Source organism: Shewanella litorisediminis, from assembly GCF_016834455.1.
In the GTDB taxonomy this organism is placed as follows: domain Bacteria; phylum Pseudomonadota; class Gammaproteobacteria; order Enterobacterales; family Shewanellaceae; genus Shewanella; species Shewanella litorisediminis.
The window spans coordinates 3564605-3587142 of the sequence record NZ_CP069213.1; the positions used below are offsets into that span (position 1 = coordinate 3564605).

Sequence of the window (22538 nt, forward strand, 5' to 3'; positions counted from 1 at the left end):
AACTTTTGGGTACACTTTATACACATAATGTGAGAAGATTTTCCAGCCAACCTGCATCCATAAGCGGGTAAGCGTATGAATCTAAAATAACAAACGTTCAAAGGAATGCTTCTCATGTCTAGAACCAACTTCCGCCGCTCGCTAGTGGCAGCATCTGTATCAGCACTGTTTGCGCTTTCTACTCCAGTACTCGCAGCAAACAACGATGGCACCATTACAGGTAAAATTACAGCCAGTGAATCTCAAAGCTCAATTGCCGGTGCTACGATCGAGATTATTAATACTAAAACAGGATTCAGTAAGACCATCCAGACAGACGAAAACGGCCAGTATCGTTTGAGAGCTTTACCTGTTGGTACATATACAATTACCGTAAGTTCAGACGGGTTCAGCTCTACAAAGGTTGAATCCTTTAATGTTGGCATTGGTAATCAGAGTGTTAACTTGAGCCTTAACCCACAAGTTGGTGAAGTCATATCAGTTACGGGGTCAAGAGTGGCGATGGTTGATACCTCAACTTCGGAGTCCGCACTTAACATCAGCGCCATTGAGTTAGAACGTATTCCTGTGCCCAGAAGTGTTACTTCGGTAGCACTATTGGCGCCAGGAACTACTCGAGGAGATAGCCGCTTTGGGGGCGCATCATTTGGCGGTTCATCGGTCGCTGAAAACCAAATCTATATTAACGGCTTGAACGTCACAAACTTCCGAAATGGTTTAGGTTTTTCTAACGTACCGTATGATTTTTATGACCAATTCCAAGTTAAAACAGGTGGTTACTCAGCTGAATTTGGTCGTTCAACTGGTGGTGTTATTAACGCCGTTACCAAGTCAGGTTCTAATGAATTCGAATTTGGAGCCAACGTATATTGGGAGCCTGCATCGTTAAGAGAAAACTCTCCAAACGTGAGGAAGTCAGACGGAACTTGGTACTCTTATCGGTCTGATAATGAAAGTTCAGACTTGAACTTCAACATCTCCGCATCAGGCGCGATTATCGAAGATCATCTTTTCTTCTACGCTATATACAACCCACGTAAGAACGAAGGCCAGTACGATAGTACTAAGACTGGTGGAAACTTTGGTGACTATTCATCTGACACTGCTTTCTGGGGAGCAAAGATAGACTGGCATATCAATGATGACCATCGTATTGAGCTCTTGGCATTCTCAGATGAAGACGAGGAAGTCACTGACACCTATATTGAAGAAGACGGCGAGCTCAAATACCAGTCAACTGCTTACGATAAATCAGGTGGTATGAACTGGTCTGCTCGCTATATTGGTTCCATTACCGATAACCTCGTGATTAAAGCCATGTACGGAGAACTTAATTACGATCTGTCGAGTGGTTCCAACGTCGCTGATGAGTGTCAATTGGTCTATGACTACCGTTACTATTACGGTGCGCTTACTGATGTACCAGTAAACGGATTCTCAGTTGGCTGCGCAACTAGTAACGATTATTTTGTCGAAGAAGGTGAAGACACCCGTAAAGCGATGCGCTTAGATTTGGAATGGCAAATCGCTGATAGTCATTTACTTAAGTTTGGTTTTGATCACGAAACCAACACTTCAGCTTCTCTACAAAAATATTCGGGCCCCGATGGCGCTTATTGGTTGGTAAACAACGCTCAGGACGCATACGCCGGTGTAACTCTCAATGGCGTGGTAATGACGGAAGATACTGACTACATTCGCAACAGATTCAGAACTGTTTCCGGTAATTTTGAAACAACCGCCTCAGCCATTTACATTGAAGATATCTGGAACATTACAGATAGCTTGACCGCAAGCATAGGGTTACGGCAGGAAGCGTTTGATAACAAAAATGGCGATGGTGATACCTTCGTTAAAATCGATGATATGTTAGCGCCTCGCTTAGGTATATCTTGGGATATCAATGGCGACGGTGAGTCAAAACTGTTTGCAAACTATGGCCGCTACTTCTTACCTGTAGCAAACAATACCAACGTTAGACTTGCTGGTAACGAGTATGATTCCAGAACTTATTACGTTTTGGAAGGATGGCAACAGCAAACTTTCGCCAACGGAAACACATATTATGACCCTATTTTGGGTGAGCAAATCGGTGCGGTGAACATTCTAGCCGATGGTTCAGTACCAGATACTCGCTCTGTTGTAGATGCAGACCTCGATCCGATGGCACAGGATGAATTCATCTTAGGCTATCAGGCAATGATAAATGAAGACTGGCGCTGGGGAGTTAAATTCACTCACCGAGTAATGGATGGTGCCATTGATGATATGATTATCGACCATGCAATAGCCAGCAAGTTTGGTTGCCAAAATTATCACCCACATCAGTATGTGCTGGGTAATCCCGGTGAAGAAATGACTGTCTACACTGATACTAACTGTGATGGTGACGTGGATGGATGGGCAACCTTCACCCCTGAAGAACTGGTATATGACAAGGCTGAACGTAAATACAACGCTATCGATCTGAATTTTGCACGTCAGTGGGATGGTGTATGGAGTTTGGATGCCACTTATACTTGGTCACAGAGCTATGGTAATGCCGAAGGTTTGGTTAAGTCTGATAACGGCCAAACTGATGCTGGCTTGACTACTGACTGGGATTTCCCTGAGCTGATGGATGGTGCCTATGGTTATTTGCCGAATGACCGCAGACATCAATTTAAGATTTATGGTGCCTATGAAGTTATTGAAAACCTGACTATGGGTTTCAACTTTAATTTGGAGTCAGGCCGTCCGATCAGTGCTTTTGGTTTAGGTCATCCCAATGTTGGCGAAGTTGACTATGGTAAAACCTACTATATTTCTCAAGCTTATGAAGATGAGAATGGTGATACCCAATACACCTACACTAAAGTAGGCCGCGGTCAAATGGGTCGTACTTCTTGGAACCCAAGGTTGGATCTGAATCTTAAGTACGAAATGGAGTTAATGAACATGCAGACACAATTCCGTTTGGATGTCTTTAACGTGTTAAATTCGGCTGCTGAAACCCGCGTAAATGAAGACATAGAGCTTGGTTTGGGTAAGTCTAACCCTGACTATAAACTGCCTAATGCTTTCCAGACTCCACGCTATGTGCAGCTCTCGGCATCAGTTAAGTTCTAACGATCCAATACGTAATCCCAATAAAAGCACCGCCTAAAGGCGGTGCTTTTATATGCGTTAGCAATAGAAATGTCTTATCCGCTCAAATTTTAGGACTATGGTATTGGCGTCTTTCAAAAATGGGAAAGTCTCATCAAGAGATTGGTACTAATTTCGGAAAAGGTCAGCCCCTTTAAATGTGTATCATAGACATATGTAAACCATAAAAAAACACCGCCCGGAGGCGGTGTTTTCTTTGAAATCAAATCTGATTATTCAGCAACAACAGTTACTTTAACAACAGACTTAACTTCAGTGTGCAGCTGTACTTCAACTTCGAAGTCACCAGTGGTGCGCAAAGCGCCCAGTGGCAGACGAACTTCGGCTTTAGCCAGTTCAACGCCAGCAGCAGTCACGGCATCAGCGATGTCGCGAGTACCAACTGAACCGAACAGCTTGCCTTCGTCACCGGCTTTAGAAGCGATAACTACGGCTTCCAGAGCAGCGATCTTCTCGGCGCGGTCAGTAGCAGCAGCCAGGTCAGCAGCCAGTTTGGCTTCCAGCTCAGCGCGGCGGGCTTCGAAAACTTTTACGTTTTCAGCGTTGGCAACAACGGCCTTGCCCTGAGGCAGCAGGAAGTTACGAGCGTAACCAGCCTTTACAGACACCTGGTCACCCAGGTTGCCCAGGTTTGCGATTTTATCAAGCAGAATAACGTTCATTATCAAATCCTCTCTATAAGATTAGGCTTCAATGCTGGAATTACTGATGCAGATCAGTGTATGGCAGCAGAGAAAGATAACGAGCGCGCTTGATGGCGCGAGCCAGTTGGCGCTGGTACTTAGCGCTGGTACCGGTGATACGGCTAGGAACGATTTTGCCGCTCTCAGTGATGTAGTTCTTCAGAGTAGCAATATCTTTGTAATCGATCTCTGCAACACCTTCAGCGGTGAAACGGCAGAACTTGCGACGACGGAAATAACGTGCCATGTGACAGTCTCCTAAGATTTCAATTCGACATTTTCGGCATGCAGTACCAAGCGACTTTGTCCACTCCGACTCTGCTGAGTCGACAGAAAACCTGTTACCTGGATCTCCATGCCTGCCTGCAACTTATCTGTTATGCACTCAAAGTGCTGACCGCTCATGATTGCCTGAATTTGGCAATATACGTTTCTGGGCAAATCGGCTTCGAAACGTTGGCTTCGGTGCTCAAGCTGAACCACACAGTGTGGGATCCCGGCTGGGCTTTTAAAGCGTCTGACCCTTAATAAAGAGCCAGTCAGCACCAAAGAGTTTGCGGTCACAAACAGAAATTACTCGGCAGATTCTTCAGCGTGTTCTTCAGCTTCATCAGCTTCAGAAGAGCGCTCACTGATGGCAGCACGACGAGCATCACGCTCATCTTTAGCTTTAGCCATTGGAGAGGCTTCGGTGATGGCACCCTTGGTGCGCATTACCATGCTACGCAGAACAGCGTCGTTGAAACGGAAAGCTGTCTCCAGCTCTTCAACAGACTCAGCAGTGGCTTCAACGTTCATCAGAACGTAGTGGGCCTTGTGCAGATCCTGGATTGGGTAAGCCAGTTGACGACGACCCCAGTCTTCCAAGCGGTGGATCTTGCCGTTAGCGTCGGTGATAACACCGGTGTAACGCTCGATCATACCAGCTACTTGTTCACTCTGATCAGGGTGAACCATAAATACGATTTCGTAATGACGCATTTATTGCTCCTTACGGGTTTGTAGCCTCGTTATTGGCTCAGCCGGACCAAGTTAGAGGCAAGGAACGAATTCAATAGGGCTGATAAGGCGCGAAATAGTACATAATGACGGCGAAAAACTCAAGCAATAACTTTGTTCTGCCCACCATCGAAGGTATGATTGCCCATCGCAACTTCGCCCGGGAGTCCGGGCCTGTAGTCAATTCAGGAATACAGGCTGAATAATGATAAATAAGCGCATTCTTTCCATCGGCTGCCTGCTCTTAAGCCTCAAGGCTCAGGCACTTGTACCACCCCAGTATCAGGAACCCGCAACCGGGCTGACCGCAGAAGTGGAAGCCGGCCTGCAGCTCAATACGGGCAACACCCAGTCCACCAGTTTTAATGGCCGCACCAAGCTGGTTTACGACACCAAAAAAGCCAAGCAGGAAGCCTTGCTGAAGGCCTATTTTGCCTCCGATGCTGAAAAAACCACGGCCGAGAAATACGACGTCCAATTACAGTCAAACTACAAGGTCGAATCCGGTTACTTTTTTGGTCGCGGTGAAGGAACCTGGGATGAGTTTGGCTCTTACACCCGCCTTTACACTGGGTCGGTAGGTTATGGTTTTGATGCCATCAGCAGCTATGCCACCAAACTCAAACTCGAAATTGGCCCGGGTTATCAATACAGCCTGGCCAAAGCCACTACCTCAGAGCCGGAACCTGACGCCAATACCGATGTGATTTTGCGGGCAGCAGCCAAATTTGAGCAGCGAATTCATGAATACAGCAGTTTTACTGCCGACCTTACCGCAGAGACAGGCCAAAACAACAGTGCCGTGATCCTCGACATGGGCTACAAAAATATCCTGTTTCAGGATTTGGCCTTTAAGGTCGGTATGAACGTGAAATACACAGAGGTGGTGCCCGATGGCACGGAGCAAGTGGATACTGTCACCACCTTTAACCTGCTGTATACCTTCCAGTAAGCCTAACTGAGAGTTGTTAGCCAAATAAAAAAGGATTGCCGTGGCAATCCTTTTTTATTGCAATGATGGGGTTATGCCAGACGCTGACGTACTGCCTCAAACAAGCAAATGCCGGTTGCCACAGACACGTTCAGGCTCGACACACTGCCCGCCATGGGAATGGAAATCAGGGTATCGCAACCTTCGCGGCTAAGACGTCTGAGGCCCTTGCCTTCTGCACCCATGGCAATCGCCAGCGGTCCCTTGAGATTTGCTTCATAGAGTGTCGAATCGGCCTCGCCAGCGGTACCGGCAATCCACACACCACGCTCCTGAATACGTTTCATGGTGCGTGCAAGGTTGGTCACCTGAAACAAGGGTACGGTTTCCGCCGCGCCGCAGGCAACCTTGCTCACTGTCGGTGTCAATCCGGCAGAATTGTCCTTTGGCACTATCACCCCATGCACACCCGCCGCATCGGCATTACGCAGGCAAGCTCCGAGATTATGGGGATCTGTGACACCATCCAGGATCAGTAAAAATGGGGTTTCAGTAGCATCCAGCAAGGCTTCAAGATCGTTTTCAGTCAATACCTTGGCTGGACGTACCCGAATGATAATGCCCTGATGCTGGGAGCTTTCGGCCTTTTCATCCAGGGTTTTACGTGCCGCCTGCTGGGCCTTGATGCCCCAGCTTTGCGCTATTTCCAAGAGTGGCAGCACCCGTTCGTCCTGACGGCCGGTCATCAGCCACAGCTCGAGCACGCGCTCAGGGGCATGCTTCAGCACAGACTCAACCGCGTGAATGCCAAACACCAATTCCTGTTTTTTCATTTATTTCTTTCTCTTAACTCGTTTGGCGGCCTTTGGCTTAGCCTCAGTCGCCTTTTTGGATTTCTTACCGTCTTTGGCCTTGGTTTCCCGTTTCTTGGTATCTGAGCCACCCAATTTGCCACCGGCCAGCTGGCTGCGTACGCTGCCGCCTTTGCCAGACTTACCGTTACCACTGCGTGCGCCTTCAAGATTGGCTCTGTCGCGGGCCGTCAGCGGCTTCTTACCGGCTTTTTTCCGACCGGGACGCTCGCCTTCCATCTGCAACTCAATTTGTCTGTCGTCCAGATTGACCGAGGCGACTTTCACAGTCACGGGATCGCCTATCTGGTATATCTGCCCGGAGTTTTCACCAATCAAACGCTGACGCTGAGGGTCGTACTGGAAGTAATCGCTACCCAGACTGGAAATGTGCACCAAACCATCGATAAAGAGCTCATCCAGGCGCACAAACAGGCCAAAGCTGGTCACCGAGGCAATTACGCCACCGAAACTGTCGCCCACGTGGTCCTGCATAAACTCACACTTGAGCCAGTCAGACACATCGCGGGTGGCTTCATCGGCGCGGCGCTCTGTGGTGGAACACTCCTCACCAAGCAGATCCAGCTCTTCCAGCTGGTAGTGGTAGCCACCATCAGCGGTCCACTTCTCGCTGGCCTCGCCCTGCTCTTTCGCAAGCAGATAGCGAATAACCCGGTGCAGCACCAAATCCGGATAACGGCGAATCGGTGAGGTAAAGTGGCTGTAGGCTTCGAGCGCCAGACCAAAGTGACCTTCGTTGTCCGGGGTGTAAATAGCCTGACGCATGGAGCGCAGCAGCATCACCTGAATAAGCTCGGCGTCGGGCCTGCCTTCTACCTGAGCCATCAGCGCCTGATAATCGGCGGGCTCGGGTTCAAGACCACCGGTCATCGACAAACCTCGCTCGGCGAGGAAGTCTTTAAATTGCGTCAGCTTTTGCTCAGACGGCTTCTCGTGCACCCGATAAAGCACATGTCCTTTGTGTTTAATCACAAACTTGGCGGCCGCCACGTTGGCGAGGATCATACACTCTTCAATGATCTTATGGGCCTGATTGCGGGCACGGGGCACAATGCGGTCAATCTTGCGTTGCTCATTGAAAATAAACTGGGTTTCCAGGGTTTCAAAGGCAATGGCGCCGCGGCCTGCACGCTGCTCATCCAGGCACAGATACAGTTCCTGCAGTACCTGAAGGTGCGGGAAAAGCGTCTTGTGTTCTTCTTTTACCTCGCCGCCTTCCAGCATGGCTGCCACCTGGGTATAGGTGAAGCGAGCGTGGGAGTGCATCACGGCCGGATAGAACTTGTAGCCCGACAGCACGCCCTTGGCGGAGATAGTCATCTCAGCCACCATACAGAGGCGATCTACGCCGGGGTTCAGGGAGCACAGGCCGTTGGAGAGCTTCTCCGGCAGCATGGGGATAACCTGTGACGGGAAGTACACAGAGTTACCCCGGGCACGGGCTTCTTTATCCAGCGCCGAATCGGTGCGTACATAATGGCTCACATCGGCGATAGCAACCCACAGGCGCCAGCCGCCACCGCGCTTACGCTCGGCAAACACGGCATCGTCAAAGTCACGGGCATCTTCACCGTCTATGGTCACCAGCGGCAATTCACGCAGGTCTACCCTGCCGTCCTTGTCTTCGTCGGTCACATAATCCGGGATGCGGCGCAGTTTCTTCTCAATCACCGCTGACCACTGGTGTGGTAGGTCGTAATTGCGAAGGGCAATCTCAATTTCCATCCCGGGCGCCATCTGCTTGCCCAGAACTTCGGTCACCTTACCACCGGCACGCACGTAGCGACCGGGGCGGCGGGTAAGTTCAATCACCACCACATCACCATGACGTGCGCCATTTTTATCTTCGTTGGCAATGAGGATTTCGTGGGGGATACGCTTGTCATCCGCCACGACGAAGGCCATGCCGGCATCGACATAAAAGCGCCCTACCAGGGCGGCGCTGCGTTCAGACAAGAGCCTCACAATACGGGCATCACGGCGGCCTCGGCGGTCTATCCCGGCTTTTTGTGCCAGCACCTTATCGCCATGGAAGTAGAGCTGCATGTCGCGCTCATTGATAAAGAGGTCATCGCCGCCGTTATCGGGGCGGAAGAAGCCAAAGCCATCTTTGTGGCCAAGTACAGTACCACTCATCAAATCCATGCGCTCAGGCAGGCCGTAACATTGGCCACGGGTAAATACCAGCTCGCCGTCACGTTCCATGGCACGGAGTCGGCGACGCAGTGCTTCCAGTCGTTCTTCATCATGGATTTTTAAAGCCTCGGCAATACTTTCGCGAGGCTGAGGGGAGGTTTGAGACCTCAAATATTCGAGGATAAATTCCCGGCTGGGGATGGGGTTATCGTATTTTTCCTGTTCGCGCTCAAAATGCGGATCGTTAATCATTCAGTTTCCATTGTTCATCCGGCTCTTGCCGAATATCAGTAATTCCAAAGATGCTCACCCCGGGCTCTGGCCACGGCGCTGGCAGGCATCATAGATTCAAGTTTTTGCAGTAATCGCCAGGCGTGATCTTTAGTCTTCTGATCATTAAACGCCTCGTTATACAGCCAGTGGTAGGCCATCTCGTAGTCTCTGGGACTGCCGAAACCCTCGTTGTACAGGCGCACCAGCATCATGCGCGCCTTTTGGTCGCCGTTGGCGGCGGCGGGGTACAGATATTGTACCGATCTGTGCTTGTTCTTGAGCACATACTTGCCATCTTCATAATAGCGGGCCACTTGTAACATGGCTTCTGTGCTGCCCTGCCCGGCCGCATCTTTCAGCAACTGCAACCCACGGGGCACATCCTTTTTAATGCATACCCCATGGATAAACATCTCGCCCCATAAAAATTGGTACAGGGGCTGTTTGAGCACCTCTGCATGGGCTTCAATATCCTGCACCAATTGGCAGTCGTCCTGTTTTACCCGCACTAGATGCTGTTCAGAGCGAATAAGTGACAGCAATTGCTCCTGAGTGTAGACATCAACGGCCTCGGTGGCCATCAGAGCAGGCGAGACAATCATTAACAAGACTGAGGAAAGGCGCAACATAAGGAAATCCCGAGGGCTGGCAGATAACCAATTTATCGGCAGTATAACTCAAATCTTGAGTCTGTCCCCTTAATGGACAGACATAAAAAAGGCCGCGAATCGCGGCCTCTTACTACATCAGTTGAACGGACTGACCCGGATAAAGGTCTCGTTTCGATCCGGACCGGTAGAGATGATGTCGATTGGCGTCTCCAAAATCTCTTCGATACGTTTGATGTAATTAACGGCCGCCTGTGGCAGCTGCTCCATGGATGTCACACCGAAGGTGTTCTCGCTCCAGCCGGGCATGGATTCATAAACTGGGGTCACCAGTTCATAACCTTCTGCCGCAAGAGGAGTCACTGTGGTCACAGTGCCATCTGGCTGCTGATAACCCACACAGATCTTCACTTCTTTCAGGCCGTCCAGTACGTCCAACTTGGTCAGACAGATACCGGTCAGGCTGTTGATCTGGATAGCGCGTTTCATGGCAACGGCATCGAGCCAGCCTGGACGGCGCTTACGGCCAGTGGTCGCACCAAACTCGTGACCCTTGGTACCCAGGTGGTCACCAATTTCACACTCGAGTTCAGTTGGGAAAGGACCAGCACCCACGCGAGTGGTGTACGCCTTCATGATTCCCAGCACATAGTCCAGATGACATGGGCCAAAACCGCTGCCCGTGGCTACGCCGCCGGCGGTGGTGTTGGACGAGGTCACGAACGGGTAAGTACCGTGGTCGATGTCCAGCAGTGTACCCTGAGCGCCTTCAAACAGAATGTTTTCACCGGCCTTACGGGCCTGATCCAGCAGTTCGGTCACGTCAACACACATGGACTTGAGGTAATCAGCCAGTGCCAGTGCATCGTCCAGCGTCTTCTGGTAATCAACGGCTTCAGCGCCATAGTACTCGGTCAGCATAAAGTTGTGATACTTCATCACTTCTTTCAGCTTCTCGGCGAAGAGCTCGGCATTGAACAGATCACCCACGCGCAGACCGCGACGGGATACCTTATCCTCATAGGCTGGACCAATACCACGGCCAGTAGTACCGATAGCCTTGTTACCACGCGCCTTTTCACGGGCGATATCCACCGCACAGTGGAATGGCAGGATAAGCGGACAAGCCTCGGAGATCAGCAGACGCTCTTCAACGGGTACGCCACGCTCTTTCAGCATGCTGATTTCTTTCATCAGCGCGTCTGGAGCCAGCACAACACCGTTACCGATAATGCATTTTACATTATCGCGCAGGATGCCTGAGGGGATCAGATGGAGAACGGTTTTAACACCATCGATTACCAGAGTATGACCAGCGTTATGGCCGCCCTGATAACGAACTACGTATTTTGCCTGTTCAGTGAGAAGGTCGACAATCTTACCTTTTCCCTCGTCACCCCACTGGGTGCCGAGAACAACTACGTTTTTGCCCATTGTTTGCTGCAAGGTTGCGGTTAAAGCAGAATTTTAGCAGATTTCGGGGGGGGATGGGCAAGGGATTTATGAAAAAATAATCAATCGTTGCTGCAAACACTGCGGGTAAAACAGCGAAATTCAGTACTAAAGATGTTGATTCATTTGGATTATCCGGCATTCATGCTGAAGCACTTCCGTCTTTTTAGCACGACGCATAACCTCTGTCGCTTCTGGCGTCTTTTTACAATCCCGTTACTTTAACCAGGGCTAAACACGCTGATTTCAGCTAGGTTAACTGGCGTAAATAACCGTCAGATAATAAAAAACCCGGCCAAGGCCGGGTTTTTTGCAGACTCGAAGCGAAAATTAACGCTTGGAGAACTGTGGTCTACGACGTGCTTTGCGCAGACCAACTTTCTTACGCTCAACCTGACGGGCATCACGGGTAACGAAACCAGCGGCACGCAGAGTAGGACGCAGAGACTCGTCCAGCTCCATCAGAGCACGGGTGATACCGTGACGGATGGCACCGGCTTGGCCAGTGATACCACCGCCCTTAACAGTCACATAGATGTCCAGCTTTTCAGTCATTTCAACCAGCTCGAGCGGCTGACGAACAACCATACGAGCAGTCTCACGACCGAAGTAAACATCCAGAGGACGCTTGTTAACGATGATGTTACCGCTGCCTACTTTAGCGAATACGCGAGCGGTAGAAGTTTTGCGACGGCCAGTGCCGTAGTACTGAGTAGCAGCCATTTACTTAATCCCGTTTAGATATCAAGAACTTGAGGTTGTTGTGCAGCGTGGTTGTGCTCGGCGCCAGCGTATACTTTCAGCTTGCGGAACATAGCACGACCCAGCGGGCCTTTTGGCAACATACCCTTGACTGCTTTCTCGATGATCATTTCTGGCTTGTGAGCCTGCAGCTTTTCAAAGTTGATTTCTTTGATGCCGCCTGGGAAACCAGAGTGAGAGTAGTACATCTTGCCTGCAGCTTTGTTGCCAGTCACAGTCACTTTCTCAGCATTGATAACGATGATGTAGTCACCGGTGTCAACGTGAGGAGTGTACTCAGGCTTGTGCTTACCGCGCAGACGGCTAGCAATTTCAGTAGCGATGCGACCCAGAGTCTTACCTTCGGCGTCAACAACGTACCAGTCACGAGATACAGTTTCTGGCTTGGCAGTAAAAGTCTTCATTATTACAAAAACCCAAAGTTAAATTCTGTCACACATATTATCCGAACCCCGGATAACACATTTGCCTTTTCCAGTACCCCTTCGAGTAGGGAAATCGGCTTTGATTTCCGCCTCTTCGGCGGAGGTAACGTGGGCAGGTCGCGAATTATAGCCAAGACCGGGTTAAAAATCACCTGCTTTTTCAAATCAAAATCAAAAAAGATCGCGAGGATCCGGCGCTTGGCGGTTTACAGAATAGAGATAGCTCAAGGCTTCCCGGCTGCACTTGGCCGACTTGCCATGCTACGGCAAATGCTCCAGGGCCAGATAATCGTGTGACTGCATTTCAATCAATCGGGAACGGCAGCGGCGGAATTCGAAACTGAGAAGACCTTCGCTGTAGATATCTTCCAGGGCGACCTCGGCAGAAATGATGAGTTTCACGTGGCGCTCGTAAAACTCATCCACCAACGCCAGGAAGCGGCGGGCAATATCATCCCCGGTTTCCCGGGCACCCATTTGTTCGACCCCTGACAGCAGTACGGTGTGATACAGCCTCGCCAGCTCCATATAGTCACGCTGACTGCGTGGACCGTCGCACAGGGCACGAAAATCGGCAAGCAGCACACCCTGGGCCTGCTTGCGAATGCTCAGCTGGCGGCCTTCAACTTCGATGGGGGCAGTCTGCACCTCCGACTCAGGCGTCAGCTGGTCGAAATATTTCAGCAGATTGGTTTCTGCCTGGGCATCCAGCGGGAAATGGTAAATCTCTGCCTGCTCCAGCGTGCGCAAACGATAGTCAATGCCGGAGTCCACATTCAGCACGGCGCAGTGACGATTAATCAAAGCGATGGCCGGCAAAAAGCGCGCCCGTTGCAGGCCATTACGATACAAGTCATCGGGGATGATGTTGGAGGTGGCTACCAGTACCACACCTTCATCAAACAACGCCTCAAACAGGGTGCCAAGCAACATGGCATCTGTGATATCCGAGACAAAAAACTCATCAAAGCAAATCACCCGCACCTTGGCGGCCATCTCTTTGGCAATCACCAGCAAAGGATCGCGGGTGCCCTTGAGGCGATCGAGATCCAGATGCACCTGATGCATAAAGCGGTGGAAGTGCGCCCTGAGTTTGGCGTCAAAGGGCAGGGCCTCATAAAAGGTGTCCATCAGGTAGGTTTTGCCACGGCCCACGCCGCCCCAGAGATAAAGTCCCCTGACATAGGACTTCTTACCGAACCCGAATTTACTGCCAAGACGGCCAAAGAGCCCCGGTGCCTGCTCACTGGCAATAAGCTCTTCATACACCTTTTGTAACGCCTTCACCGCCTGCTCCTGAGCCGGGTCGTGGGAAAAGCCTTCTTTTAACAAGTCCTGTTGGTAATGCTGCCAGGGGGTCAGTTGTGACACTTGAAATATTCTCTGGGGGACATATATGAAATTGGGTGAATGTTAACATGCCGGGGCGACCAAGGTAATAGCCGAAGCACCCGACAAAAGTCGCCTGAAGGCTCCCCGAATGAGCAGATGAAAGGCGTATTAACCTTTGTTAATCGTAACGAACTTTGTTGTTACACCCGGGTCGGAAGGGTTATACAAGTGCCAAGCCTGTCACTTTGAAACCGATCCCCGAATTGGAGCAATGACTAAGATGAAAGCAAAACTCTCCCTCGTATCCGCCGCTATTTTAGGTGCGACCCTGACTCTGGGCACCCTGCCCGCTCATGCCTCACTGCCGGTTGCCGTTGATGGCCAGCAGTTGCCAAGTCTTGCACCCATGCTGGAAAAAACCACTCCTGCTGTGGTTTCCGTCGCCGTATCGGGCACCCATGTTTCCAAGCAGCGCGTTCCTGATGTGTTCCGTTATTTCTTCGGCCCCAATGCCCCACAGGAACAGGTGCGAGAGCGCCCCTTCCGAGGCCTCGGCTCAGGTGTCATTATCGATGCAGACAAGGGCTATATAGTCACCAACAACCATGTGATAGATGGCGCCGATACTATCCTCATTGGTTTGCTCGATGGCCGTGAATTTGAAGCCAAACTGATAGGCAGCGACAGCGAATCCGACATTGCACTTCTGCAAATCAAGGCTGACAAACTGACCGAGATTAAGTCAGCCGACTCTGATGCCATCCACGTGGGCGACTTCGCCGTGGCCATTGGTAACCCCTTCGGTCTGGGGCAAACGGTTACCTCAGGCATAGTATCGGCTCTGGGCCGCAGTGGCCTGGGAATAGAAATGCTGGAAAACTTTATTCAAACCGACGCCGCCATTAACAGCGGTAACTCCGGCGGCGCACTGGTGAACCTGCGGGGTGAGCTGATTGGTATCAACACCGCCATTGTTGCGCCCGGCGGCGGTAACGTGGGCATTGGTTTTGCCATTCCCGCCAACATGATGCATTCACTGGTGGATCAGATTATCGAACACGGAGAAGTACGCCGTGGGGTGCTGGGCATTTCCGGGCGCGAGCTCGACAGCAAGCTGGCCGAAGGTTTCGGCCTGGACTCTCAGCACGGCGCCTTTGTGAATGAAGTGATGCCAGACAGTGCCGCCGACGATGCGGGCATCAAGGCCGGTGACATCATCGTCAGCTTAGACGGCCGCAAGATTAAGAGCTTCCAGGAGCTGCGTGCCAAAATAGGTACGCTGGGCGCAGGCGCCAAGGTGGAACTTGGCATCATTCGTGACGGCAAAAACAGGACGGTAAAGGTCACTCTGGGCGAAGCCTCCAATCAAACCGCCGAGGCTGACGAACTGCATCCCCAGTTGGCTGGCGCTAAGCTGGAAAGCACCTCCAAAGGCGTGGAGATAATGGAAGTACAGGAAGGCTCTCCTGCGGCCTTAAGCGGTCTTCGCAAGGGTGACATCATAGTCGGTGTCAATCGTACTGCCGTGAAAGATCTGAAGGAGCTCAGAGAGCAACTGAAAGAGCAGGACGGCGCTGCGGCCCTGAAAGTGCTGCGCGGTAAGAGCATCCGCTATCTCGTACTGAGATAAGCCTTAGTCCCGGTCATAAGCCCAGCCTCTCGCTGGGCTTATTGTTTTGAAACGTGCTAATCTAGTTCAACTTTTTTACAATTCGAATCACCCCAATGAAAAGCGCTTTACTCTATTTAGGCAAAGCCGTGCTCTTTGGCTTAGTGATGGCCGCCGTGTTTCTGCTCGCGCAAAATTATCTGGGTAACGACCATGGCAACCTGTTCAGGGATCGTGGCAATGGTGGCAGTGAACTCTCTTTTGCCAAGGCCGTCAGACGCGCCGCACCTGCGGTCGCCAACATTTACAACATCAGCATAGATCAACGTCAACCGCTTAACAGTGGCGCTCTGCAAGGGCTGGGCTCAGGCGTGATCATCAGTAAAGAAGGCTACATACTCACCAACTACCACGTGATTAAAAAGGCCGATGAAATCGTCATCGCCCTGCAGGACGGCCGACGTTTCAGCGCCGAAGTGGTAGGCTCAGATCCCGAAACCGACTTGAGCGTGCTCAAGATTGAGGGGGATAAACTGCCTGTGGTGCCGCTAAACCTTACCACCCCACCCCAGGTGGGTGACGTGGTGCTGGCCATCGGTAATCCCTATAACCTGGGTCAAACCATTACCCAGGGCATTATCAGTGCTACAGGGCGTAACGGCCTCAGTTCAGGCTATCAGGACTTTTTGCAAACCGATGCGGCCATTAACGCGGGCAACTCGGGTGGTGCTTTGATTGATACCAATGGCGATGTGATAGGTATCAATACCGCCGCCTACCAGATAGGCGGTGAAGGCGGTGGTCACGGCATCAGCTTTGCGATTCCTATCCGTCTCGCCTACTCCATCATGGGCAAACTCATCGAACACGGCCGGGTGATCCGCGGTGCACTGGGGATTTCCGGTGAAGCCCTGACCCCTTTTATGGCACAGGTGCTGAAAATGCAGGAAGTCCGCGGTGTGCTGGTGACAGGCGTGGATCGCAATGGTCCGGCAGCCAATGCCCAGATGCTACCGAGGGATGTGATTATCGAGTATGGCGGTGAAAGTGTGGTCAGTGCTGAAATGCTGATGGACCGCATTGCAGAAACCAAACCCGGTACCGAGGTGAAGATGACCATCATTCGTCAGGGCAAGGCTTACACCTTACCCGTGATCATCGGCGAGAAGGCGACCGAGTATAACTAACCACAAGATTTTGACCATAAAACAAAAATCCCGGCCAATGTCCGGGATTTTTTCATCATATCAATACATGGGTGTTAATACGCAGGCTTGAGTGCATGCACGGCCGGAGGTCACGGCTCCTTTGACGGACTGGCAACATCCACCAGCCTGACCCAGAAGGCCATTTCCAGGCACACACCCAGTGCCACCAACACCATGGATGGCAACGTGGCACCGGCAAGATAGCTCAGCAGCGCCGCGATCAATAGGAGTGCCGGTACCGCCCACCTTGCGATTTTCATCATTTCCCTGACTCCGACAAAAACAAATACGCAACCATCCTATAACAAAAAAACCGCCGGTCAAGGCGGTTTTCATTGCTTAAAGATTAAGCTTACTTCACCCGAACGACCTTGCCACCGAGGCCTTCGAACTTGGTCTCAATGTGCTCGTAGCCGCGGTCAAGGTGATAGATACGATCCACCAGCGTAGTTCCATCGGCCATCAGACCCGCAATCACCAGGCTCGCAGAGGCACGTAAATCGGTGGCCATGACCTGGGCACCGCTCAAACGCTCAACCCCATGCACTATGCAGGTGTGCCCTTCCAGCTCCATGTTGGCACCCATACGCATCAGCTCGGGCACGTGCATAAAGCGGTTTTCAAAGATGGTCTCAGTGATGGTGCCAGTGCCTTCGGCCAGGCAGTTGAGCACACAAAACTGCGCCTGCATGTCGGTGGGAAACGCCGGATAAGGTGCGGTCTTGATGTTTACCGCCTTAGGGCGTTTGCCATGCATGTCCAGCTCAATCCAATCGTCACCGGTATTGATGTCGGCGCCGGCATCTTCCAGCTTGGCGAGCACTGACTCCAGCGAGGAAGGATCGGCATTTTCGCAGCGGATACGGCCGCGGGTCACGGCGGCGGCCACCAGGAAGGTACCGGTTTCGATACGATCCGGCATCACACGGTAATCACATCCATTCAGACGCTCAACCCCGGTGATTTTCAACGTGGCGGTACCTATACCGCTGATTTGAGCGCCCATGGCCACCAGACAATTGGCAAGGTCTATAACCTCAGGCTCGCGGGCAGCGTTTTCAATCACGGTCACGCCATCTGCCAGGGCTGCAGCCATCAGCAGGTTTTCGGTGGCGCCCACGCTCACCATATCCATAAAGATATGGGCGCCCTTGAGCCGACCGTCTACCCGTGCCTTGATGTAGCCTTCCTTAACCTCAATTTTGGCCCCCATCTGCTCCAGGCCATGCAGGTGCAGGTTCACCGGACGGGCACCGATGGCGCAGCCACCGGGCAAAGACACATCGGCAGTACCAAAACGAGCCAGCAAGGGTCCCAAAATCAAAATTGAGGCTCGCATGGTTTTCACCAACTCATAAGGCGCAACGAAATGATCGATACGCGACGAGTCGATGGTGATGCGATCGCCATCCTGGGTTACCTCAGCTCCCAGGCAACGCAGCAGCTTACAGCTGGTATCCACATCGCGCAGGCTGGGCACATTGGTCAATACAAATTCGGACTCGGCCAGCACCCCAGCCATCAGAATGGGCAGGGCGGCATTTTTCGCACCGGAAATCACCACAGTACCGGCAAGAGGACCGCCGGACTGAATAGAAAGCTTATCCACGATATCTCTCTTGCTTAGAGCGGCATGTTGAAGATTTTTTCACGCTTCCATTGGGTTGGCGTGAAAGTTTTGATGCTGAGCGCATGCAGGGCACCACTGGTGATTTGATCCATCAGGGGGGCGTAAATGGCCTGCTGCTGTTTGATGCGGCTCATGCCGTCAAAGCACTCACCTACCGCCACGACCTGATAGTGGCTGCCATCGGAAGTCACATGCACTTCCTCGAGACCCAAAGCCTGGGTCAAAATTTCTTCAATCTGTTTGCAATCCATGAATGAACTGAACCTTAGTTGCGCTAGGCTTCTTCGACGAAGAAGGCTTCTAAATCATAAAGGGCGATGAGTTTACCAAGCTGAGGCGATGGAGACATCAGGGTAATACTCTGGCCACGGCTATGGGCACGTTGCCATAATTCCAGCAAAAATGCGACACCGGCGCTGTCGCTGTAGGACAATTGCCGCAAATCCAAACAGGATGTGTCCGCTGGCACTAAAGTGGCCACCTCCGGCCACAGCTGTTTAACGACGGCCGCATCCAACCGGCCGGCCACCGCCAGGGTGTTGCCTTGCTGGGTGAGGGTAATCAATTGGCAGCCGCCTTGGTGCCCTTGGTCACAGAGGTAGCCGCCTTTTCATTGAGCATCACTATCACCTGCTCTATGCCTTTTTGGCGAATAAGCCCGGTAATTTCTGACTGTTTTGACTGCAGCAGGCTCACGCCTTCAGCCACCAGGTCAAAAGCTTTCCAGCTATCGTCTTTGAGGCGACGGGCCTTGAACAGCAGCTTGATAGGCGGACGACCCGACTCGATGATGCGGACATTCACATCCACAATTTTCTCTTCTTTAAAGTCCACTGCCGGGGCATATTCCACCGTTTGATTGGTGTACTCGGTAAAGGCCTGGGCATAAGTGGTCACCAGATAAGCTTCAAAGGCCTCGACAAAGCGGTTACGTTCATCTTCGGTAGTCTCTTTCAGATACTGGCCCAGTACCTTGTATGAGGCATACTTGTAATCCACGTAGGGCATCAGCTCTTCGCGCACTATCACCTTGAGGTGATTGGCATCTGCATCGATTTTAGCCTTATCGGCATGGAAACGTTTGAAGGTTTTATCCGCCACGACCTGAATCATGTTGTAGGGGTTATTACTGTCCACGGTTTCAGCCTGCACCTGAATACAGAAGAGACTGACAATTAACGTGAGTACTGCTCTAAACATAGTGATTCTCCCGATTAATCCTTGGAACCCATGCTGTAAAGGAACTGGCCGATAAGATCTTCCAGCACCAGTGCCGACTTGGTATCGGCAATCCGGTCGCCGTCTTTCAACATGGCAATATCATCATCAACAAACCCGGGGGTTAATCCCAGGAATTGCTCACCCAGCAGGCCGGATGTGAGGATAGACAAGCTGCTGGTTTCCGGAAAATTGCGATAGCGGCCGTCCATGGACAGGCTTACTACTGCAACCAGCCGCTCGGGGTCGAGTTCAATGTTACTGACCCGACCCACGACCACGCCGCCTACCTTCACCGGTGAGCGCACCTTCAGACCGCCCACATTGGCAAATCTGGCATAGAGGGTGTAGCTGCTTTTCCCTGCCTGAACCTCGACATTGGCCACCTTAAAGACCAACACCAAAAAGGCGGCGATACCCGCAAGCAGGAACAAACCAACCCAAATCTCAACTTTCCGTGACAACATGCTAAAGTTTCACTCCTTGCAGCAAGCTGAACGCCTGGCCTTAGCCAAACATGAGGGCGGTCAGCAGAAAATCCAATGCCAAAACGGCAAGACTCGATTGCACCACAGTGGCGGTGGTCGCCTTGCTGATCCCCTCAGGGTTAGGCACCACTTCATAACCGCGGTACAGGGCAATCCAGGTCACCACAACGGCAAACACCAGGCTTTTAATCAAACAGTTTACTATGTCCTGTCGCCATTCTACCGACGCCTGCAAAATCGACCAGAAGGCGCCATTATCGATGCCTTTCCACTCCACACCAACGATATGACCGCCCCAGATACCTACGGCGGTAAACATCAGCGCAAGCAGCGGCATGCTGATAACACCGGCCCAGAATCGGGGCGCAATAATTTGCCGCAGAGGATCAACGGCCATCATTTCGAGGCTGGAGAGCTGCTCTGTACTTTTCATCAGGCCAATCTCTGCAGTCAGCGCCGAACCGGCACGGCCGGCAAACAGCAGCGCTGTGACCACAGGTCCCAGCTCCCTGAGCAAACTCAATGCCACCATGGGGCCCAGACTTTCTTCGGTGCCAAAATCCACCAGAATGGTGTAGCCCTGCAGTGCCAGTACCATGCCGATAAAGAGGCCTGACACCAGAATAATGATCAGCGACTGCACACCCACCACATAAAGCTGCTTGGTCAGCAGCGGTAAACCTTTGCGGGGTTTGGGAACAGAAAAGATGGCGCCCCATAGCATCACGCCAGCCCGGCCCATACCGGAAACCTGGCTTATAGCGCCACGTCCCAAACGCGCAACTGCGTCAATTAACGCCACCGGTCAACTCCTTCATATAATCGTTGGCTGGATAATGAAAAGGCACAGGGCCATCGGGTTCGCCGCCGATAAACTGCCGCAATTTGGGGTCGTTGGATGCCTTGAGGTCTGCCGGAGTGCCCTGGGCGATAATACGCTTATCGGCAATCACATAGACGTAGTCGGCTATGCTCAGCACCTCCCCCACGTCGTGGGACACCACCACGGAAGTCAGATTGAGGGCATCTGACAGCTCACGGATAAGTTTGGTCAGCACCCCCATGGAAATGGGGTCCTGTCCGGCAAAGGGTTCATCATACATCACCATTTCCGGCTCGAGGGCAATGGCACGGGCCAACGCGACCCGCCGCTGCATACCGCCGGAGAGTTCGCTTGGCATCAACACGGCTGCGCCCCTGAGCCCTACTGCTTCGAGTTTCATCAGCACAATGCGACGTATGATGGCCTCATCCAGACCCGAGTGCTCCCGCAGCGCAAAGGCGATATTGTCAAACACATTCATGTCGGTAAAAAGCGCGCCGCTTTGGAACAACATGCTCATACGTTTGCGCAGCTCAAAGAGTTCACTTCGACTGATGTCGTGGATATTCACGCCGTCAAACAAAACCTCACCGTGATCCGGTACCAATTGTCCGGCCATCAGCTTCAGCAGGGTAGTTTTGCCAATGCCGCTGGGACCAATAATGGCAGTCACCTTACCCTTGGGAATAGACAGACTGATATCTTCATAGATGACACGTTCGCCGCGGCTGAAACCCAAACTACGGATTTCGACCAATACGTCGGACTCTTGATTCATTGTGGATCCCTGCGCTTGAGATGAAGTGACATTCGGCCATCCTGGCACCAGATTGAAGAGGGCAAATTGTACGGAATTGCCGGGATTGCGACAACCGCTTACACACTTCCCGCCCCGGATACTTTTAATTTGCCCGATTTCCAGCGAAAATGCGCCTTGGTATTCATGGATTTTGTCAATAAATGTTACTCAACATCTTAATGCTTGTTGCGGGTCTGGCGGTTTTGGTATGGAGCGCCGACAAATTTGTTTACGGTGCCGCAGCCTTTGCCCGCAATCTGGGCCTGCCCCCTATGCTCATTGGTCTGACGATAGTTGCCATGGGCAGTTCTGCTCCTGAAATGTTTGTGGCCGCAACCGCCTCTATGGATGGCATGCGCGATACCGCTGTGGGCAACGTACTTGGCTCCAACGTCGCCAATATCACCCTGATTTTGGGCTTGACCGCCATGATTGGTGCCATCGCCGTCAGTTCACAAACCCTTAAGCGGGAAATCCCCATGATGCTGGCAGCCACGGCGCTTGCCGGCTATTTCCTCCATGATGGTCTGCTCACCCGCACTGAGGGTTGGGTGCTGATGGGCGCCTTTTTGCTGCTGATGCTGTATCTCATCTGGCACGCCCTGACCAACAAGGATCCCGACCCCCTTGCCGCAGAAGCCGATGAAGAGATCCCTAAAGATGTCCCGACTTCCAAGGCATTGATTTGGCTGGTTGTCGGCATAGTGCTTTTGCCGCTCTCTGCCGATTGGATGGTCGATGGCGCCGTGGGTATTGCCAAATACTATGGCCTGTCAGACCTGGTTATTGGCCTCACGATTATCGCCGTGGGCACCAGCCTGCCTGAACTTGCCGCCTGCGTGGCCAGTGCGCTCAAAAAAGAAGATGATCTGGCCATCGGCAATATTGTCGGCTCCAACATGTTCAACATCCTGGCCGTGCTGGCTCTGCCCGGCATCATCGCCCCCGGCGTGGTCGATGCTCAGGCTGTCAGCCGCGACCTGTATATGGTCATGGCCACCAGCATAGCGCTGGCGCTCTTTGTGCTGCTCAGTGGCAAAGACCGCGAACTCAAGCGTTGGCACGGCGGTTTGTTCCTGGTGATATTTATCGGTTATCAGTACGTGCTGTTCCAGGCGCACTGACCCTGATCTGTCGGTTTAA

Annotated in this window: 24 protein-coding genes; 5 read left to right on the forward strand and 19 right to left on the reverse strand. The window is 52.0% G+C overall.

The window, feature by feature from the left end; translation table 11 throughout:
- The first annotated feature begins 114 nt into the window (after positions 1-114).
- Positions 115-3108: a TonB-dependent receptor gene (locus JQC75_RS15735; protein WP_203324970.1), complete on the forward strand. Its 2994-nt coding sequence runs from the start codon at positions 115-117 to the stop codon at positions 3106-3108.
- 251 nt (positions 3109-3359) lie between these two features.
- On the opposite strand, the gene rplI is transcribed toward JQC75_RS15735, so the two are convergent.
- The 4 genes from rplI to rpsF are packed head-to-tail and all read right to left on the reverse strand — an operon-like array spanning position 3360 to position 4811.
- On the reverse strand, positions 3360-3809 hold the full coding sequence (rplI, locus tag JQC75_RS15740; RefSeq protein WP_203324971.1) for a 50S ribosomal protein L9: 450 nt from the start codon (positions 3807-3809) through the stop codon (positions 3360-3362).
- Between the two features lie 40 nt (positions 3810-3849).
- A complete protein-coding gene (gene rpsR, locus JQC75_RS15745; RefSeq protein WP_011761169.1) occupies positions 3850-4077 on the reverse strand; it encodes a 30S ribosomal protein S18 in 228 nt (75 codons plus the stop codon).
- Between the two features lie 11 nt (positions 4078-4088).
- Entirely contained in the window at positions 4089-4394 is a 306-nt protein-coding gene (priB, locus tag JQC75_RS15750; RefSeq protein WP_203324972.1) for a primosomal replication protein N, read from the reverse strand.
- A 9-nt stretch (positions 4395-4403) separates the two neighbouring features.
- Positions 4404-4811, reverse strand: a complete 408-nt coding sequence (gene rpsF, locus JQC75_RS15755) for a 30S ribosomal protein S6 (RefSeq protein WP_203324973.1) — start codon at positions 4809-4811, stop codon at positions 4404-4406.
- A 223-nt stretch (positions 4812-5034) separates the two neighbouring features.
- Here rpsF and JQC75_RS15760 point away from each other — a divergent pair, with 223 nt between their 5' ends.
- Positions 5035-5781 (forward strand): DUF481 domain-containing protein, encoded by a 747-nt coding sequence (locus JQC75_RS15760; RefSeq protein WP_203324974.1) that lies wholly within the window; start codon positions 5035-5037, stop codon positions 5779-5781.
- Positions 5782-5852: 71 nt separating this feature from the next.
- Here JQC75_RS15760 and rlmB read toward each other — a convergent pair whose 3' ends face one another.
- From rlmB to zapE, 7 genes are all read right to left on the reverse strand, one after another.
- A complete protein-coding gene (gene rlmB, locus JQC75_RS15765) occupies positions 5853-6593 on the reverse strand; it encodes a 23S rRNA (guanosine(2251)-2'-O)-methyltransferase RlmB (RefSeq protein WP_203324975.1) in 741 nt (246 codons plus the stop codon).
- The gene (gene rnr, locus JQC75_RS15770; protein WP_203324976.1) at positions 6594-9020 is read right to left on the reverse strand and encodes a ribonuclease R; all 2427 of its coding nucleotides are present in this window, start codon (positions 9018-9020) and stop codon (positions 6594-6596) included.
- Between the two features lie 35 nt (positions 9021-9055).
- On the reverse strand, positions 9056-9670 hold the full coding sequence (locus tag JQC75_RS15775; protein ID WP_203324977.1) for a tetratricopeptide repeat protein: 615 nt from the start codon (positions 9668-9670) through the stop codon (positions 9056-9058).
- Positions 9671-9787: 117 nt separating this feature from the next.
- The gene (locus JQC75_RS15780; protein WP_203324978.1) at positions 9788-11083 is read right to left on the reverse strand and encodes an adenylosuccinate synthase; all 1296 of its coding nucleotides are present in this window, start codon (positions 11081-11083) and stop codon (positions 9788-9790) included.
- A 348-nt stretch (positions 11084-11431) separates the two neighbouring features.
- Positions 11432-11824 (reverse strand): 30S ribosomal protein S9, encoded by a 393-nt coding sequence (gene rpsI, locus JQC75_RS15785; RefSeq protein WP_011761177.1) that lies wholly within the window; start codon positions 11822-11824, stop codon positions 11432-11434.
- 14 nt (positions 11825-11838) lie between these two features.
- Complete coding sequence (gene rplM / locus JQC75_RS15790) at positions 11839-12267, reverse strand: 50S ribosomal protein L13 (protein WP_011761178.1); 429 nt, start codon at positions 12265-12267, stop codon at positions 11839-11841.
- Between the two features lie 282 nt (positions 12268-12549).
- Positions 12550-13659, reverse strand: coding sequence for a cell division protein ZapE (gene zapE, locus JQC75_RS15795; RefSeq protein WP_203324979.1), 1110 nt, complete (start codon positions 13657-13659; stop codon positions 12550-12552).
- A 241-nt stretch (positions 13660-13900) separates the two neighbouring features.
- On the opposite strand from zapE, the gene JQC75_RS15800 reads away from it, so the two are divergent.
- Together JQC75_RS15800 and degS are read left to right on the forward strand one after the other, a co-directional pair.
- Positions 13901-15250 (forward strand): DegQ family serine endoprotease, encoded by a 1350-nt coding sequence (locus JQC75_RS15800; RefSeq protein WP_203324980.1) that lies wholly within the window; start codon positions 13901-13903, stop codon positions 15248-15250.
- Positions 15251-15345: 95 nt separating this feature from the next.
- Positions 15346-16416, forward strand: a complete 1071-nt coding sequence (gene degS / locus JQC75_RS15805; RefSeq protein WP_203324981.1) for an outer membrane-stress sensor serine endopeptidase DegS — start codon at positions 15346-15348, stop codon at positions 16414-16416.
- 110 nt (positions 16417-16526) lie between these two features.
- Here the strand turns inward: degS and JQC75_RS15810 are convergent, their stop codons facing one another.
- The 8 genes from JQC75_RS15810 to mlaF form a co-directional block, all read right to left on the reverse strand.
- Positions 16527-16700, reverse strand: a complete 174-nt coding sequence (locus tag JQC75_RS15810; protein ID WP_203324982.1) for a hypothetical protein — start codon at positions 16698-16700, stop codon at positions 16527-16529.
- 89 nt (positions 16701-16789) lie between these two features.
- Positions 16790-18046 (reverse strand): UDP-N-acetylglucosamine 1-carboxyvinyltransferase, encoded by a 1257-nt coding sequence (murA, locus tag JQC75_RS15815; protein WP_203324983.1) that lies wholly within the window; start codon positions 18044-18046, stop codon positions 16790-16792.
- Positions 18047-18060: 14 nt separating this feature from the next.
- The gene (locus JQC75_RS15820; protein WP_203324984.1) at positions 18061-18318 is read right to left on the reverse strand and encodes a BolA family protein; all 258 of its coding nucleotides are present in this window, start codon (positions 18316-18318) and stop codon (positions 18061-18063) included.
- 23 nt (positions 18319-18341) lie between these two features.
- Positions 18342-18632 carry an STAS domain-containing protein gene (locus tag JQC75_RS15825; RefSeq protein ID WP_203324985.1) on the reverse strand — a complete coding sequence of 97 codons (291 nt, stop codon included), beginning with the start codon at positions 18630-18632 and terminating at the stop codon, positions 18342-18344.
- Complete coding sequence (locus JQC75_RS15830; protein WP_203324986.1) at positions 18629-19267, reverse strand: MlaC/ttg2D family ABC transporter substrate-binding protein; 639 nt, start codon at positions 19265-19267, stop codon at positions 18629-18631. The genes JQC75_RS15825 and JQC75_RS15830 overlap by 4 nt, the downstream gene beginning before the upstream one ends.
- A 14-nt stretch (positions 19268-19281) precedes the next feature.
- On the reverse strand, positions 19282-19752 hold the full coding sequence (mlaD, locus tag JQC75_RS15835) for an outer membrane lipid asymmetry maintenance protein MlaD (protein WP_203324987.1): 471 nt from the start codon (positions 19750-19752) through the stop codon (positions 19282-19284).
- Between the two features lie 40 nt (positions 19753-19792).
- On the reverse strand, positions 19793-20515 hold the full coding sequence (mlaE, locus tag JQC75_RS15840; RefSeq protein WP_420832833.1) for a lipid asymmetry maintenance ABC transporter permease subunit MlaE: 723 nt from the start codon (positions 20513-20515) through the stop codon (positions 19793-19795).
- A 46-nt stretch (positions 20516-20561) separates the two neighbouring features.
- Positions 20562-21374, reverse strand: a complete 813-nt coding sequence (gene mlaF, locus JQC75_RS15845; RefSeq protein ID WP_203324989.1) for a phospholipid ABC transporter ATP-binding protein MlaF — start codon at positions 21372-21374, stop codon at positions 20562-20564.
- 182 nt (positions 21375-21556) lie between these two features.
- Here mlaF and JQC75_RS15850 point away from each other — a divergent pair, with 182 nt between their 5' ends.
- A complete protein-coding gene (locus tag JQC75_RS15850) occupies positions 21557-22519 on the forward strand; it encodes a calcium/sodium antiporter (RefSeq protein WP_203324990.1) in 963 nt (320 codons plus the stop codon).
- Positions 22520-22538: the final 19 nt, after the last annotated feature.